Raw genomic sequence first — 16,047 nt, 5'->3', positions numbered from 1 at the left:
CCCGCCAATGGCTCGGCTTCTTGCACCATGGCGGGTCGCAAATCGACCAGGCGCAGGTTGGACTGCCCTGCCTTCACCAAAGCCAGAACCTCTGCGGCCGGCATTTTGGGAAGTTTCAAACGTGCCTGAAATGCATCACGCCGTGCCAGTTTCCACATCAACCAAAACGCACAAATGAGCGCGGCAACCACGCCGACGATAAACAAGTTGTCTTGCAGCGCTGCATAAATAGCGTTGACCTGGTCTTTGAACAACCAGCCTGCCAGCAAAGCTGCCATGGCCCATAAAAACGCGCCCAGGGCCGACGCTATGGTGAAGCTGAGAATGGACATTTTAACGGCCCCGGCAATGGGGGGCGCCACCGTGGAAAATCCAGGAATAAACTTGGCCACCACCAGGGACCAAGGCCCCCACACGCGGAAGCGCGATTCGGTTTGACTGACACATGATTCAGGATTGATGGACAACTTGCACAGCACCGACAACACCCGATAACCGTAATACCGGCCGGCGATATACCAAGCCCAATCGGCGATCAGCGACGCCGAAGTTGCAACCACAGCCAGCAAAAAAATACCCGACCACTGAGCCGACAAACTGGCGGACAAAATCATGGTGGGTACAGCAGGCACGGGGGCACCCAACTGCTGCAACAGCACGTTGAAAAAAACCAGAACTTCTGTGGTTTCAAACAAAGACATGGTGGGTACCGCCAAAAACTGCCCGGCAAGAATAATGCGCGAATTGCAGATAGCGACATCATAAGCATTTTCCAGCGACTGCTGCCGGGTTTAGAGGAAGCACTCGGGCAATCCGTCTACTTCAAGTCACAAAGTGTTGTTACCCTGACACTTCCGGTTTACAACATGAAGGAGTACACACCATGGCAGACCTCGAACATTACAAGGCCAAACTGAACGCCCAACTGGACGAGTGGAAAGCAGACCTGGACAAACTGAAGGCCAAAGCCGACGGCAAGTCAGCAGACGCCAAAAAGGAATTGAACGAATCCATCGACGCACTGGAGGCCAAGCTGGCTCAAGGTCGTTCGAAACTTGAAGAACTCAAGGGCGCCAGCGCTGAGGCCTTCGAGAGTTTAAAAGAAGGTGCCAACAGCGCCTGGGACAATATCAAAGAGGCCTTCGACAAGGCCAAGTCCAAGTTCTAAAACACCACACGGCTTACTGCGCAAACAGCGGATCGTAAGCCTGCAAGTTCAACGCTGGGGTTGTCAAAGGCCCCAGCGACACGGTTTCTTCATAAAAAGACTGGCATTCAAACAAACCATTTCCAAATTCATCTTCAGTCAAAATATAGCCCAGCGAATTGTGCGTCAGGCCCAGCAGCATCATGGGGGTTTGGCTTCGCGCACGAATAGTGTCGGCCATGCCCTTCGAACCCTCGCCCGGAATAGTCACCAATTCAAGCGCCTTGCCTTCGCCCTGCCCCAGCTGAATTCGACTGACTGGCGTTTCCGCATACAAAGCCACTTGAGGAAAGTTTTCGTAGCCAGGAATATTGGCGGCCAGTTCTTCGCCCAACGGTGTGAAGTTGTAATAGCCGTTAAAGCTGCGCAAGCCACCCGCCCCAACAAACAAAGGGTTGGTCACTGGCAAAAAGGCATTGGCATGCGCAACCAGCAAACCGCCCTCTACCTTTTTGCGCTGACTTAAAACATTCATGGCGGCTTGAGCCACTGCCACGCCCATGGCATTGGCTTTCTCATAGGGGTCTTCCGCGGCAGGTGCGCGTGGCGAAGAATCGGCAATTGCGCCGTTGTAAAACAGCACGGTGGAATCGAAATTTCGCTCAAGCAGACGCAGCGTCCCGCCCACCCAGTCAGTGTGCACCAAGCGGTTACTGGAACCCAGCACAGTGGGGTGTGCCGAATAGTTCAACAACGACCCCAACACCTCTCCGCGCGCAGTCCGGGCTTGCAACAAGGTGAGTGTGGGGTCGGGCATGCGGGAGTCATCCGGGTCGCAGCGGCGAAAGTTGTTCAAGCGCGCTTCGCCTTCCAGCACTGTTTGGGCAAAATCCACATACGCCGGCTCAAGCCTGGCCACCGCTTCGGCAGCTGCTTGGGCAGCCAGTTGGTACAAACCTCCTTTCAAGGCAGGGTCACAGGCTTGCGCAGGATCCGCCTGTTCGCAATTCAACCAACTGGCAGGTACACCACCCCACAGGCCTTGCAAGTCGGCCGAAGAATGGGAATGAGTTTGTGCAAACAGCACATTGTTGGGCGGCACATTGGCAGCTTGCGCAACTGCCGCTTTCAATTTGTTTTGAATGACATTGCCTGCACCAATGGCATCCATGGTGACGAATACCAGGCGATTCACCGGCTCCACCTGGCTCTCGAGTACAAACACACGCACAAAAGTGCCATCACCGATTCCGTTGGCAGGAGGACCACCAATATCAAAGTTCACCACGTCTTCAGGACCATTGAATGCGAATCCGCCGTAACCACCCAGGTTGAATTGCTGCAGCTTTCCAATGATCGGCGTGTTGCTGGTCACCACACCCTGAATTTGTGCAGGAGTGGGATCTATATTTCGCTTCGCCGACGCTGCACGAAACTGCGAAGTATCGAGCAAATTTGGATTGCCACCGCCGCCATTGCCACCACCGTTTCCGGGAGGCGGATCAACAATCACGGGCGGATCGTTTTCACTGACACCCGTGCGGGATGCAGTGACTGAATTGTTGTCAGAGTTCAAACAAGCCGACAGCAAAAGGCTGACAAACACCACATTCCATTGAAGAATTTTCATCGACGTGTACTCCTCATTTCAATGCGGGATTAAAGCCGCGTGACGCGCAAGGCAAACCATTGCACACATCAATCAATGCACCCTGCTTTTTCAGGAAAGCAGACTTCATGTCCATATTCTTTTCTTCGTTACGCGGGTGGCCATGCGGGTCAGCACCATAACCGGTGGTCATGGGTCGGTTGTCCAGCGGTGGGGGCGCACTGCCATTGGGGTTGGCAGAACCATCGGCATTGGTCATGGGGCCGCTGTCCCACACGGTCAGCGCGTTGCCCGCATGCGGGTATTTCTTGATGCATGGCAAACCGAAATATGGGTGATCGTCGGGGTGCCTGCGCCCAAAAGAAACATTCGGAAACTGTTCCTGCTCGGCGCGCACTGCCGGGTGTGCCTGCTTCAGCACAGCGGCTCCGCGTTGCGCGGACGGACCACCCACCACTGCGGGGCATTGCAAGGGTGCCTCAATGGTGCGCGCCATGATTTCTGCGGTGTTCATGTACACCTGGTGATCAGCAAACGCAGGGATCAATAACACGCGCTTGTTGGGTCTTGTTCCGGGTAATTCACGCCCAGGGGCCAAGCTCCAGGCATAGCCATTGTTTTCGCCACGGTCCCAAAGCATTTGAATTAGCGAGAGAATGAATTGTTGGTCCAGCGATGCGGGGTATGCCTCATAAAACGCAGGCGCGTAGGGTGCAAAGTCCACGGAACGTTGCAACAAAGTGGAGTACGCCATGCCGGGCACCCCCAGCGTGGCAGCCTGAATATCAGGTGAAATCGCAGTAACCGGCCCACCGTTGATGCCGCCCTGCGAATTGCCGTCATAAAACAGTTCGCTGCGGTCTATCAGGCATTTGCCTTCTTTTTGAAATGCGGGGTGAGTACAAAATCCGTTCTCGGAAATCATCGCCCGACCCAACATCGTGAAATTCAAAAAGCCTTGTTGCAAACGATCCGTCAGGCGGTTGAATCCACTGAAATCAGTCAGCATCAACACTGTGCTGGCAATGTCTCCACCAACACCATCCCACAAGGGATCGTATTTGCGATTGTCGTTTTGATCGTCGGGCAAATTGCCCGTGGCCAAGCCTGCCCAATCCACCATGCAGAACAGAAAATTGTGGCGCTCTGCCATCACGCGCACATTCAAGTCGTAGGTGTTGCCTTCATCGCGCGAACCCAACAAACCATGACCGTACAGCGAGGCACGTGCTGGTTCGCCTGTGTCCAGGTTCTTGCGCGCTATTGAGCAAATAAAAGGAACACTTGCATTGGGTGTTAATGGGTTGCGCTGCGGCAATGCAGTGGCCGGGCTGCCGGTGGGTAGCAATGGGTAGTTGTAGGTGCCCCCCGACAAGCAATTGGGGCTGGTTAGGAAACAGGGCACGTCGATGTGTCCTCGAATTCGCCGTGCCGTAATTTCACTCGCCGATCCGTTCTCGGGATTTTCGATGACCGCATCAATCGTGAAGTTCGGCGATTGTCCTGCCGTGGCTTCAATGGATTGATCGCGCGCATGAATAAGACGCTCGGTAAGGTTGCGGCCAGACGCCACGGTGAAATCCCAGGCAAGGTACAGGCTTTCCCGTTCAACACCCGCCATACCCAATACACTGAAAATATTTTCCATCAGCGGTTTGCGCGCGTTTTGGGCTGCGTTGCCCAAAGGCAAACCATCGCGGTATGCCTTGAAAACCGGGCTTGGCTCGATGGTATCACCTGCACTGTTTTTCAAGTTGCGCAGGGCCACAATATAACGGCGCCCCGGTTCCAGATTCTTCGCCACCCGAATAAGCAAAGCAGGTCCCGGCTCGTCGTTTGGAAGGTTCAGTTGCCCTTGAGTCAGGTTGGCGTCCAGTTCGGCCCAAATCAGTTGCCTCTTCAAAGTCAGTGTGTCGATCAACACGATGGGTTGATCGCGCTGCAGGCTGGCTTCTATGTTGGTGATGGGTACTGCACCGGTTTTTTCCAAATCAAGCCCAGGCACACGGGTCAGAATGGGTTGACCGGGAGAGAACCCGTCATTGCGATTCCAGTCGGTGGGATCAATCGGTTTGCCCACAATGTTTTTGGGCATGGCCAACACATTCAAATTCACCCGCATCTTGGTGTCGGTTTGGGTGTCGGCAGTGGTGAAATAATTGTTTGGAAATGGGAACAGACAATAGGCCGGGTCCAGCGGATCACAACGCTCGGCGCCTGCGGGCGCAGCGCCAGTGCCAGCGGGTTCGGTGCGCACCACAGGATCCTTGGGAAACAAGGGTGTATTTCCATCGCCACCTGCACCACCATCACCCGAATCGTCTGGATCCTCAGGGTCCACCGGCGTGTCGGGTTCCTCTTCATTGGGATTGGTGACAGTCGGGCTGTCCGCTTGCGGCGAACCTGAATCGCCCATACACCCCGCCAATAGCAAAGCCCAAGCCAATACAATGGCTCCACCCCAGTTTGTCGTCCTCATGTCTCTCTCTTTTTGCGTAGGGTCTTGTGTTCGACCCTTAAGTTACATTACTGTAACTAAAGATTAATTTATGAAGTTGTAATGCGTCTAGTGTAGTTTTTCCATAGTAAATTCAATGGGTTAATAATGTTAAAACCAACGCAAACCCGCATGAAACCTGAGGACAGAGAACGTCAACTGCTCGAAGTTGCGCAGCGGATGTTTGTGGAAAGGGGTTACCAAGGCACAGCCATGGAAGACATCGCGAGAGCGGCTGGCGTGACCCGGCCCGTGGTGTACAAATTGTTCGGAAACAAAGACGGTATATACCTGGCTTGCCTGAAAAAAGCACGCGAAGTGCTCAATGGCTACATCATTGAACATGCCCTAAAAGGCGAAGGCTTACAGGGCCGATTGCGCGGCGGCATCGAGGGTTATTTTTCATTCGTAGAATTCGAGAGGGATGCATTTCGATTTCTGTACGACAGTGGTGCCGCCGTGGCTGGCCCGGCTGCACAGGCCGCCACTCAGTTGCGTTTTGACACAGTAAACCGCATCGCGCTGTTACTGGGCGATTTAAAAAGCGTTATTACAGAGGGAGAAATTGCAGCCACCGCCCACGCCCTATCGGGCGCAGGAGAGCAGCTAGCCAAGTGGTGGTTGACCCAACCCGCTTTGCCCAAAGCCATGGTGGTAAACACCATGTTCAATTTGCTTTGGGCGGGCTTGGTTCAGCATCAAAATAATACTTAGGGTGCAGGGCTGCTGGAGAAATCAAAGTCGTTGGTGAGCACCTCGCGAGGCGAATCAACCGTACCCACAAACCCTGGATCAAAATTGGCAGAGGCTGTTTGCACCACCGGCGTAAGGTCTACGGGTTCAGCGATCGCCATTACCGTGTATTGCCCTTCGGCTGCGGTATCGATTGCAAAGTTGAACACCCCTGTAGCGGTGTAAGGTGCCACTTCAGGCGCATCCACGGTCAATGTGAAAGCATACCCCGCAGTGTCACCCATGCCGGTTAAAGTACCACTGGTATCAAACGTTTCAAATGACAGCTGCGCAGAATTAATCAGCACTGTTGCCCCCAAAGACAAGGTCTGGTTAATTTCTACAAAAGTCGCAGGTTTCATTTCGTCAGTATTCGTGACAGTACCCACTGCGTCACCTTCCACGGTGGCAGGTTCGAGCAGAATTTCGTTCTCATCGACAGGTGTGGTGGCATCAAAATCCAAATTCACCAACTGACCCTCAGGCACGATCACATCGGTCACCACCTTCGTTATGAAACCGGGGGCAGTGAACACCAGGTCATACGTACCCGGCGGCACTTGAGACAATATGAATTCTCCGTTGTCTGCCAAATCAGTCGATTCGACTGGTGCTGTAGCGCGCACCACTTCACCATCCTGCTGCAAGGAAATACTGACGCCCTGGGACACCAATGCATCAGCCACACTGCCACGCACACCGGAGGACAAACGCGGAATGGCCGTAAGCACCGGCTTGAGCAAATAATTACCAGAACCACCTGCCTCAACCACTGATTTGCACGCATCAAAATCGATCAACAGGTCTGCAACCTGCCCTTCAGCAACGTCGATCCCGACATTGATTTTTACACCGCTTTGTTGGCCACTTGGCGTTTTCAAATCCTCAAAACCACCCGCACTGAAAACCACATGGTTGGGTGCACGCGTGGGGTCAGCATCGGGATCAAAATCAATGTCTGCCGGGTCGACGGTGGCGTTGTCCACCAACACAAATCGGACTTGTTGTACGCGACCTACCGGCAAGGTAACCTCGCCCAGCTCTTCAATCACACCGTTCTGCAAATCAAGCAAATCAATTTGGCGCGGCTGATCCAATACAATTTCTGACCAACCCTCACCGTCGGGGCCGGCTGTGGCGCTGTTGTTGACCCGAATTCGATCAACAGTGACGAACACATTGTCATAACCGCAAGAAGGCGCATCAGTCATTGCCGTGCGTAAAGTACCCGTGGCTGCTGAGTTATCTCCGCCACCGCCGCCGCAGGCGGCGACAAACAAGGCGGCGCAAGTGACCGCCAAGGTACTTTGGATGAATGTTTTTCCCTTTCGCATTGCCTTCTCCTTGAATGCCCGTTTGAAATTAGATCTGAACAAATTTGGGCGCTCCGGATTTAACGCGTCAAAGGAGAAGGACGTTTACGACAATCGCGAGGCATGATTTTGCGTTGCAACATAAATCTCCAGAAAATCAACAAAGCTCAAAAACTACTTTCCATTTTTAGAGCCTTCTTTCAAAACAATTCTCAGTAACAATTCCTCCACATCTCCCTAGAACCCTTTTTCTTTATGGATTAGGGGGTTATAGGCGATTCAAGAGAGCAATCAAATCGATAGTTATTTTGAATCAATAAAAACGTTCAATTAACTTTTGCAATCGCACAATTTATTCGTTAGAATTGCGTTGAATTAATTTACTGACTGTTCATTAACTTTTTGGAGGACTTCAAATGTCTCTGATCAACACCACAATCAAGCCATTCAAAGCCACTGCCTACTGGAACGGCAAAGAAATCAACCTGACCGAAGCCGACGTAATGGGCAAGTGGTCTGTATTCTTTTTCTACCCAGCCGACTTCACTTTCGTGTGCCCCACTGAATTGGGCGACCTGGCTGACCAGTACGAAGAATTGAAAGCCATGGGCGTGGAAGTATTCTCAGTGTCTACCGACACCCACTTCACACACAAAGCCTGGGCCGACGCCACAGAAACAATCGGTAAAATCCGCTTCCCAATGATCGGTGACCCCACCGGCCAAATCACACGCAACTTCGGCGTGATGATTGAAGAAGAAGGTTTGGCACTGCGCGGTACCTTCGTTCTCGACCCACAGGGCGTAATCAAGGTGATGGAAGTGCATGACCTGGGTATCGGCCGTGATGCATCTGAACTGAAGCGCAAGATTCAAGCCGCCCAGTACATCGCCAAGAACCCCGGCCAGGCTTGCCCAGCCAAGTGGAAAGAAGGCGACGCAGCCTTGACTCCTTCACTGGACCTGGTTGGCAAAATCTAAATTCAAATTACCTTTGAATTGTTAGCAGTAAACCGCTCCCCACAAGGGAGCGGCCCCATGTTCAAAAACACCTGAAGAACATTCCTGGGAGTACCCCATGCTCGACGCAAACATCAAACAACAACTGAAGACCTATCTGCAGATGCTGCGACACCCCATTGAATTGGTGGCCTCGCTAGACAACAGCGAAAAAGCACGCGATATGGAACAGCTGGTGCAAGAAATCGCTGAGTGTTCAGACCGCGTGTCTGTGCGCCTGGACGGCGAGTACAACCTGCGCCCTTCATTCTCGATTGCCAAGCAAGGTGAAGAAGGCCGTGTGCGTTTTGCCGGTTTGCCCATGGGACATGAATTTACCTCGCTTCTGCTGGGCCTGCTGCATGTAGGCGGCCATCCACCCAAGGTGGAGGCAGATGTGATCGAACAGATCAAAGGCCTGCAAGCACCGGCCAATGGCGGTCATTTTGAAACCGTGATTTCGCTGAGCTGCCACAACTGTCCAGACGTAGTACAGGCATTCAACACCATTGCCGCATTGAACCCGGCGTTTAGCCACACCATGATTGATGGCGGCATGTTCCAGCCTTTGGTTGAGCAGCGCAAGGTGATGGCCGTGCCCACCGTGTTTCAAGGCCAGCAGGGCAACAGCAATGAAAGCTTTGGCTCTGGCCGCATGACGCTGGAAGAAATTGTTGCCAAGCTGGACACCGGCGCTGCAGAAAAAGACGCCGCCAAACTGAACGCCAAAGGCGAATTCGATGTGCTGATTGTAGGTGGTGGCCCTGCCGGTGCAGCCGCCGCAATTTATGCCGCACGCAAAGGCGTGAAAACTGGCGTGGTCACCGAGAAATTCGGTGGTCAGGTATTGGACACGCTCGGCATTGAAAACTTCATTTCAGTGAAAGAAACAGAAGGCCCCAAACTGGTGGCTGCACTGGAACAACACGTCAAGGAATATGAGATTGATGTGATGAACCTGCAACGCGCAAAAGGCCTGCAAAAACTCGCCGATGGCAAAGTGGAAGTGGAGCTGGAAAATGGCGCCAAGCTGACCAGCAAAACCATTATTTTGAGCACCGGTGCACGCTGGCGCGAAATGAACGTACCCGGCGAAGCCGAGTACCGAAACAAGGGCGTGGCCTACTGCCCGCACTGCGATGGCCCCTTGTACAAAGGCAAGCGCGTGGCGGTGATTGGTGGTGGCAACAGCGGTGTAGAGGCCGCCATTGACTTGGCTGGCATTGTGAAAGAAGTGACCCTGTTTGAATTCGACACCAAACTGAAAGCAGACGCTGTGTTGCAGAAAAAACTGCACAGCCTGCCCAATGTGAAAGTGATCCTGAACGCGCTGACTACCGAGGTGAACGGCGACGGCACCAAGGTGTACGGCTTAAGCTACAAAGACCGCGCCACGGATGAAGTGAAGCAGGTTGAACTGGAAGGCATTTTTGTTCAAATCGGCTTGCTGCCCAACACCGACTGGTTGAAAGGCACGCTGGAATTGAGCAAGCATGGTGAAATTGTGGTGGACCACAAAGGCCACACCAGCATGGAAGGCGTGTTTGCTGCAGGCGACTGCACCACTGCTCCGTACAAGCAAATCATCATCGCCATGGGTGAGGGTGCGAATGCTTCACTGGCCGCGTTCGATCATTTGATTCGACAGTAAATCAACCCGCCTCAAGAAAAAACCCGCTGGTTTCATCCAGCGGGTTTTTTTATGCCTTGAATTCAATCGGCCAAATGACCTTCAACAAGCCCGGCCTGTTGGCCAACGCAAAGGCCACCGCAACAGCCGAACCAACCATCAACATGATCCAGACCAGTGCCGCAATGGAGGGCCGGTCAGCCACCAGGCACACCACCAGTGATACCAACAAAGCACTGTAACCCAAGGCCTTGAGTATTGCTTTGGGTGGTTGGCTATCCGCCAGGGGGATCTGCTTCAGCTGGGCCCAATGCACATCCATGGACAAAGCCAGCCACGCCATGCCCACCAAGCTGAACAAAGCTGCCGCTGTTAAATAAAGTGCTTCAGGCATGGGCCACCTCGCCAAATCCGGAATGAGACTGCACACCACGCTCTCGCCGTGCAAGTTTCAATGCAGCCCAACCGCTTACCATGGCACACGCCATCAGGCTCAAATCAACACCAGCCACGGGCCAGTAAGTGTCAGTGAAAATTGTTTTGATCAAATGGTCGCCCGTGGTGGCCCAATTCAACAGCACTGCGGAAATACTCAGCACCACAACACCCCAGCACTGCTCACGCCAGGCCGGGTTGAATAAACCAAGCGCAACGGGCGCGCTGCGAACGTAAGCATGAACAAAGCTAAGGCCCCACACAGTCCAGAATGCAGCTTTTTCCCAATCGGCCTTGCCCAACATGTCGGGCGGTAGAATCCGATTCATCACCAGCATGCCAACTGCGGCCATCACCATGCCAGTCACTGTGGTCACGGCCAATGAATCGACCACACGGCTTCCGTTGCTCCCACTTTTCGCATGTTGGGATTTTCGTTTTTCAACGAAGAAAATAAAACCGGTTGCAATACACACCGCACCGAGCAGGCCGCCCAACACATACAGCCAACGCAAGAACCAGTGTTCAAAATGCTGCAAATGCAAGCCAGTCAAAAATTCATTCACCTCTGAAACAGGGGTACGCGGCGGGTCTTCACTGAGCACTTCGCCTGTGCTGGTTTTGAAGTGAATGCCCTCGCCCACCAGTGCCACCCGGTCACTGCCAGCGCGGTAAATACTCACATAACTGTTGGCATCGCCCACATGGTGCATCACCAAAAAGCCGACTTCACCTGCCATGTCACGCGCGGCCCAGCGGCGTTTCGCTTCGTCCACCATGGCGTCTACACTGCTCATCGTACCGGGAACACCTGCGGCATCATGTGGCAAACCAGTTGAGGCTGCCTCGTGAATTTCATGCTGCTTGTGTAACGGGTCCAGCAGAGTGCTGGTCACCGGCAAGAAGTAGAAACTCGCAAAAATGACCAAGCCGGTGAACGCAAAAAAGAAATGGAATGGCAAGGCCACAACACCAGTCAGATTGTGCAAATCCAGGCTGGCACGTTGTGTTCGCTTCCAGGGCCGGAACGTGAAAAACTCGCGGAATACCTTGCGGTGCATGATGACACCGGTGACCAAAGCAGCAAGCATCATCAACGCCGCAAGGCCCACAATCCAGATGCCCAAGTTTTTCCATTTCAGCTGCAAGCTGTAGTGCATGGGGTAGAACCAGTGGCTGCCAATTTTCAGTTTGTCATCAGGCAACACCGCACCGGTTCTGGGGTCCAGGGTCACATTTTTATGAATGTGGTTGTGGTCTTCCGGGTTTTTCGCCAAGGGCACGCCATAGCCCACACCAGCCGCCAACACGGGGTCGCGGTGGGTCACATAAGCCCAATATTCATCCACCGGCAATTCAGTGCGCGGGGTCATCTCGCCCTTGGCCGGGTCGTGCAGCCTGGGCATGTTGGTGGAATAGTCCACCTCATCGGGCTCCAGTTGCTGCAAAGCAGGCAACAGCACCTTGTCAAACGAAGGCATGGGCTGCGCGTCGAACCGTGTTTCGGGAATCGCCCAGCGGTCGATTTCCCGATCAAACACCGACAGAGATCCAAAGAAAAAACAGACCATCAATACAAAGCCCAACACCAAACCAAACCAGGTATGAACCCAGGTCATGGACAATCGAAAATTACTGAACACCAACGTTCCCCTTCAAGACAACATGTTTTGTTGAACCAACCAGGCCGACAGCGTCATCAACCCGCCGCCCCCCGCCAGCACAGTCCACACACGGGCCACACTGGTGCTGGCAAAAGCCCACAGGAACACACATAGAAAAACCAGAAAAGCCAGTATCAAGACACCGGTTTCAGCTTCATGAAAATCAACGCCGAGGAAAGCCAAACCTGCAATGCCCAAAGATGCAAAACCCCAGGTAAATACATAGCCACCCACTAACGCTGACAAAATCCGATTGATTACCCAGTAGTTCGTACTGCCGACCTTATTCATACGCAAAACACTCACGCTTTTTAATGAACAGTAATGATAATTATTCTTACTTATTTAATCAATTGCTCATTCGATTTAATTTGGCTATCGATCTGCTACGATCAAGCACTTGTAGTTCACCGTTGCAATAAACATGTCCATGTCCAAAGTCAAAACCGGCGTATTCCTGATGCTTTTGGCCAGCCCTGCCCTGCAAGCCCAAACCCCAAGCCCTGTGCAGGTTGAAGAAGGCGAACTGCGCACCTGTTTGCAGTTAGAACAACAGGGCTTGAAACGATTCAACTCGCTGGAACAGCGGGCCAGCGACTTGCGTGGCAGCGAAAGGCTTTTGAGCGAACGGCGCGTTGCCCTGCAAAACCAAAAAGCAAAACTTGATGCAGGTAAACCCGACAAAAACGCCGTCAGTAATTTCAATGAAGCGGTGAACACCTTCAATCTGCAAGCAGACCAGTTGAATGCCGACAAAGCCGAATTCGAGAAAGAGTCCAGTACCTATGACAACTGGGTCAGCAACACCTTGAAACCTGCCTGCAACAAAGTTGTCAACAAACCTGTGAATCCCGTAACTTCGTATTACGCTTGTGGCTTTAATGGCACTCAGCCATTGGCCGATGTACCCCACTGCAAAACCCTGCCCAAACTGGATGTGTTAAAGGACTGCATTCAAAAAGCCGGCTCAAAAGCCAAGGCCCAAGAAAGCTGTCCACCGAATTACTAGTAAAACGTTGATAGGGTTTGTGCATTTTTCCCACACCTCACCCGAATCGCAGTATGAGCATCAACACCCTTTTGGCTGGCCCAGTGTTGCGTCGCATGCAAAGCGAACGAATCACTTTGTGGCTGGCAACGTCCCGGCCGGTGCAGTGGCGGCTTGCCCTGTTCCCGGACAAACACGATTCCCAGGTGCATGAAATTCGCGGACATTGCCGTGAATTGAAAGTGGCAGAGCACTATTACATTTACCTAATCGATCTGCCCTTGAACATGCCGCTACCCACTGACACCTGGGTGGGCTATGAACTCAGCTACAAACACGGTGCGGATGGCGAATGGATCAACCTGACCCAAGAAGTACCGCACCTGCTTTACCCCGGCAGAAGCACGCTGGGATTTGTCATTCAAAGCCAGATTCGCAGCGTGTTGCATGGTTCGTGCAGAAAGCCGCACTACGCCCGCAAAGAAGGCAGCTCGGCCGGCGATGGCCTGGTTCGGGCTGACCAGCACCTGCTGGAACTGGCCGCCACACCGACCGAATGGCCAGCACTGCTGATGATGGGTGGCGATCAAATTTACACCGACGATGTGGCGGGCCCTATGCTGGTGGCCATACACCGCTTGCTGAACGAATTAAATTCGCCCGCAGAGCCTTTGCCCGCCACCAAACTGGACAATAGCGATACCCTGCATCGCGAGCAGCCACACTATTACACCCGCGACCAACTGTTGCCAAAAACCAAGGCCAACAAAGACATTCGCACCGTGCTGTTTACGGGTGTAAAAAAACCGGTATTCACCACCGACAGCGCTCGAAATCACCTCATATCCCTGTCCGAAGTCATGGCCATGTACCTCTTGGTTTGGTCGCCCGTTCCGTGGCGCTACACCGAGATGACCATTCCTGTTGATGTGCCTACCGAGTTCGCAGAACGCTATGAGGCACAACTGGAAGCCATGGAGGAATTCGTCGCCGAACTGGACTGTGTGCACCGCTTGATGGCACACATTCCAGTGGCCATGATGTTCGACGACCACGACATCACCGACGACTGGAACCTGAGTGCAGAGTGGGAAGAAACCGCTTACGGAGAACCATTTTCCCGCCGCATCATCGGCAATGCGCTGGTGGCTTATCTGGTGTGCCAGGCCTGGGGCAATGCACCGGAAAATTTTTCTGATGACATGATGGCCCGCTGCGACGAGGCCCTCCAGTTGCCAGGCGAAGAAGCACATGAAGAACTGATTTCCGAACTGATTGCCTTTCGCGGCTGGCAATACAAATGGAACACTCAACCCGCACTGATGGTGGTCGACACCCGCACCAATCGATGGCGTGCGGAGTTCAACCCGGCGCACCCCTCTGGTTTGATGGATTGGGAATCACTCTCTGAGCTACAACAAAGATTGTTGGGACACGATGCAGTGTTGCTGGTGTCCCCGGCTCCCATATTTGGCGTCAAGTTGATTGAAACCATACAAAAGGCATTCACCTGGTTTGGCAAACCCCTGATGGTAGACGCTGAAAACTGGATGGCCCACCGCGGTGCTGCCAACACCTTGCTAAACCTGTTTCGTCACGGCAAAACTCCCCAAAATTTTGTCATTCTTTCTGGCGATGTTCACTACTCATTCGCTTACGAAGTAGAACTACGCAGCAAGAAAAACAGCCCCAACATCTGGCAAATCACCAGCAGTGGTTTTCGAAATGAGTTTCCACGCAAACTGCTCGATATTCTCGACCGCATGAATCGCTGGCTATACGCCCCCTGGTCGCCTTTGAACTGGTTCACCAAGCGCCGAAAAATGCGCATCGTGCCGCGCAAGCCCGACCATGGCAGCCGTGGTGAGCGGCTGGTCAATGGCAGCGGAGTCGGTTTGCTTACACTCGATGCCGCCGGTGCGCCACTCAAAATTACACAGCTACTGGCCGACGGAGACACCATCGAGTTTCGCAAACGCATGGAAGACGAAGCGCACTGATCTGACATCAAACTATGAATTGTTGGGGGAATTCAACCCAGCACCATCACGCGTCGCGCTATTTTAAGCATACTTGCGCATTCACTCACCACCTGCTGAAAACCATGAGTCAAGCCAGTGCGCTGCGATTGTTGTTGCTGTCCATGATCTGGGGCTCATCCTTCGTGTTTTACAAAATTGCAGCAGCCGACATGGCCCCCGCCTTCATGGCTGCTCTTCGGGTGGCGTTTGGCGCACTTTTTCTGGGTGGGCTTTTTGCGCTAACTCGCAAGCAAACCCAGGTTGCAAAGCGCTGGAAGTTAATTGCTGTGATTGCCGTATTTGCCTCCGCCTTGCCTTTCACCTTGGTGGCCTATGCTTCGTTCACGGTCACCGCGTCGGTGCTGGTGATCATCAACGCCACCGCCCCGATTTGGGCTGCGCTCGTTGCCTTGGTGTGGACCCGTGCAGTGCCCTCACCCATGGCTTTGCTTGGCCTTGTTCTCGGCCTGTTGGGTGTGGCCATTATTGTGGGCTTTGACGCAGCAACCCTGAACACGGAAGGTACCGGGTTGGGAGTGGCGGCTGCCCTTGCAGCCGCAGCCTGTTATGGCATTGCAACCAATATGGCCAAATACCTGGGCAGTGACATTGACCCGCTGACCAATGCCTTTGGTTGCTTGCTGATGGGCTCTTTTATACTGCTGCCCTTTGTGCCGTTCAATCTGCCAGAGCAAATGCCCGCCATGAGCAGTTGGTTGGCCATTCTGGGAGTGGGCGTGTTGTGCAGCGGCGTGGCGTACCTTCTTTACTTCAGGCTGGTGATGGACATAGGGCCTACCTCAGCACTTACCGTGACCTTTCTAACCCCGGTGTTCGGCGTGCTGTGGGGCAATCTGTTTCTGGGCGAAACGGTGGGTTGGCACACTTTGATTGGCGGGCTTGTGGTGTTGGCCGGCACTGCGCTGGCGGCAGTGTACGGCCTGCAAAAAACCGATGCTGTGCAAGTGGATTGAACGTTCCGTCAGCGCGTCAAGACCACGCTTTGACAGTCC

At 53.4% G+C, this 16,047-nt stretch carries 14 protein-coding genes; 7 read left to right on the top strand and 7 right to left on the bottom strand.

The window, feature by feature from the left end; all coding sequences use genetic code 11:
- Positions 1-701, bottom strand: a 701-nt coding sequence (locus B4N58_RS04715; protein WP_291746360.1) for a DedA family protein, incomplete at its 3' end; no start/stop codon positions are given.
- A gap of 182 nt (positions 702-883) precedes the next feature.
- Here B4N58_RS04715 and B4N58_RS04710 point away from each other — a divergent pair.
- Positions 884-1,168: a hypothetical protein gene (locus B4N58_RS04710; protein ID WP_008252193.1), complete on the top strand. Its 285-nt coding sequence runs from the start codon at positions 884-886 to the stop codon at positions 1,166-1,168.
- 13 nt (positions 1,169-1,181) lie between these two features.
- Here B4N58_RS04710 and B4N58_RS04705 read toward each other — a convergent pair whose 3' ends face one another.
- Positions 1,182-2,777: a neutral/alkaline non-lysosomal ceramidase N-terminal domain-containing protein gene (locus B4N58_RS04705; RefSeq protein ID WP_291746354.1), complete on the bottom strand. Its 1,596-nt coding sequence runs from the start codon at positions 2,775-2,777 to the stop codon at positions 1,182-1,184.
- Positions 2,778-2,790: 13 nt separating this feature from the next.
- Positions 2,791-5,235 (bottom strand): hypothetical protein, encoded by a 2,445-nt coding sequence (locus tag B4N58_RS04700; protein WP_291746350.1) that lies wholly within the window; start codon positions 5,233-5,235, stop codon positions 2,791-2,793.
- A gap of 150 nt (positions 5,236-5,385) precedes the next feature.
- Here B4N58_RS04700 and B4N58_RS04695 point away from each other — a divergent pair, with 150 nt between their 5' ends.
- Entirely contained in the window at positions 5,386-5,967 is a 582-nt protein-coding gene (locus tag B4N58_RS04695) for a TetR/AcrR family transcriptional regulator (protein ID WP_291746348.1), read from the top strand.
- Here the strand turns inward: B4N58_RS04695 and B4N58_RS04690 are convergent.
- Entirely contained in the window at positions 5,964-7,319 is a 1,356-nt protein-coding gene (locus tag B4N58_RS04690; protein ID WP_291746345.1) for a DUF4382 domain-containing protein, read from the bottom strand. The two genes, B4N58_RS04695 and B4N58_RS04690, sit on opposite strands and share 4 nt — an antisense overlap.
- Before the next feature lie 395 nt (positions 7,320-7,714).
- On the opposite strand from B4N58_RS04690, the gene ahpC reads away from it, so the two are divergent.
- Both ahpC and ahpF read left to right on the top strand, forming a co-directional pair.
- On the top strand, positions 7,715-8,278 hold the full coding sequence (gene ahpC, locus B4N58_RS04685; RefSeq protein ID WP_138519071.1) for an alkyl hydroperoxide reductase subunit C: 564 nt from the start codon (positions 7,715-7,717) through the stop codon (positions 8,276-8,278).
- Positions 8,279-8,375: 97 nt separating this feature from the next.
- Positions 8,376-9,947, top strand: coding sequence for an alkyl hydroperoxide reductase subunit F (gene ahpF / locus B4N58_RS04680; RefSeq protein WP_008252223.1), 1,572 nt, complete (start codon positions 8,376-8,378; stop codon positions 9,945-9,947).
- 49 nt (positions 9,948-9,996) lie between these two features.
- On the opposite strand, the gene B4N58_RS04675 is transcribed toward ahpF, so the two are convergent.
- Genes B4N58_RS04675 through B4N58_RS04665 form a run of 3 tightly spaced genes read right to left on the bottom strand, consistent with a single transcriptional unit; the run spans position 9,997 to position 12,316 of the window.
- Positions 9,997-10,320 (bottom strand): DUF3325 domain-containing protein, encoded by a 324-nt coding sequence (locus B4N58_RS04675; RefSeq protein ID WP_291746338.1) that lies wholly within the window; start codon positions 10,318-10,320, stop codon positions 9,997-9,999.
- Positions 10,313-12,004: a PepSY-associated TM helix domain-containing protein gene (locus B4N58_RS04670; protein WP_291746336.1), complete on the bottom strand. Its 1,692-nt coding sequence runs from the start codon at positions 12,002-12,004 to the stop codon at positions 10,313-10,315. The genes B4N58_RS04675 and B4N58_RS04670 overlap by 8 nt, the downstream gene beginning before the upstream one ends.
- Before the next feature lie 12 nt (positions 12,005-12,016).
- Positions 12,017-12,316 (bottom strand): iron uptake protein, encoded by a 300-nt coding sequence (locus tag B4N58_RS04665; RefSeq protein WP_291746333.1) that lies wholly within the window; start codon positions 12,314-12,316, stop codon positions 12,017-12,019.
- A gap of 139 nt (positions 12,317-12,455) precedes the next feature.
- Here B4N58_RS04665 and B4N58_RS04660 point away from each other — a divergent pair, with 139 nt between their 5' ends.
- The 3 genes from B4N58_RS04660 (at position 12,456) to B4N58_RS04650 (ending at position 16,008) form a co-directional block, all read left to right on the top strand.
- The gene (locus B4N58_RS04660) at positions 12,456-13,034 is read left to right on the top strand and encodes a hypothetical protein (protein WP_291746331.1); all 579 of its coding nucleotides are present in this window, start codon (positions 12,456-12,458) and stop codon (positions 13,032-13,034) included.
- A gap of 53 nt (positions 13,035-13,087) precedes the next feature.
- The gene (locus tag B4N58_RS04655) at positions 13,088-15,013 is read left to right on the top strand and encodes an alkaline phosphatase D family protein (RefSeq protein ID WP_291746328.1); all 1,926 of its coding nucleotides are present in this window, start codon (positions 13,088-13,090) and stop codon (positions 15,011-15,013) included.
- Between the two features lie 104 nt (positions 15,014-15,117).
- Entirely contained in the window at positions 15,118-16,008 is an 891-nt protein-coding gene (locus tag B4N58_RS04650; protein WP_008252234.1) for a DMT family transporter, read from the top strand.
- The last annotated feature ends 39 nt before the right edge of the window (positions 16,009-16,047 follow it).

Origin of the sequence: Limnobacter sp. UBA3528 (assembly GCF_002377005.1) — a bacterium.
Lineage (GTDB): Bacteria > Pseudomonadota > Gammaproteobacteria > Burkholderiales > Burkholderiaceae_B > Limnobacter.
This window is presented reverse-complemented; position numbering and strand designations above follow the sequence as displayed.

Coding starts and splice junctions, on each gene's coding strand:
- B4N58_RS04695 (WP_291746348.1), top strand. CDS start 5,386: ATGAAACCTGAGGACAGAGAACGTCAACTGCTCGAAGTTGCGCAGCGG.
- B4N58_RS04665 (WP_291746333.1), bottom strand. CDS start 12,316: ATGAATAAGGTCGGCAGTACGAACTACTGGGTAATCAATCGGATTTTG.
- B4N58_RS04710 (WP_008252193.1), top strand. CDS start 884: ATGGCAGACCTCGAACATTACAAGGCCAAACTGAACGCCCAACTGGAC.
- B4N58_RS04660 (WP_291746331.1), top strand. CDS start 12,456: ATGTCCAAAGTCAAAACCGGCGTATTCCTGATGCTTTTGGCCAGCCCT.
- ahpC (WP_138519071.1), top strand. CDS start 7,715: ATGTCTCTGATCAACACCACAATCAAGCCATTCAAAGCCACTGCCTAC.
- B4N58_RS04705 (WP_291746354.1), bottom strand. CDS start 2,777: ATGAAAATTCTTCAATGGAATGTGGTGTTTGTCAGCCTTTTGCTGTCG.
- B4N58_RS04700 (WP_291746350.1), bottom strand. CDS start 5,235: ATGAGGACGACAAACTGGGGTGGAGCCATTGTATTGGCTTGGGCTTTG.
- B4N58_RS04675 (WP_291746338.1), bottom strand. CDS start 10,320: ATGCCTGAAGCACTTTATTTAACAGCGGCAGCTTTGTTCAGCTTGGTG.
- B4N58_RS04690 (WP_291746345.1), bottom strand. CDS start 7,319: ATGCGAAAGGGAAAAACATTCATCCAAAGTACCTTGGCGGTCACTTGC.
- ahpF (WP_008252223.1), top strand. CDS start 8,376: ATGCTCGACGCAAACATCAAACAACAACTGAAGACCTATCTGCAGATG.
- B4N58_RS04650 (WP_008252234.1), top strand. CDS start 15,118: ATGAGTCAAGCCAGTGCGCTGCGATTGTTGTTGCTGTCCATGATCTGG.
- B4N58_RS04655 (WP_291746328.1), top strand. CDS start 13,088: ATGAGCATCAACACCCTTTTGGCTGGCCCAGTGTTGCGTCGCATGCAA.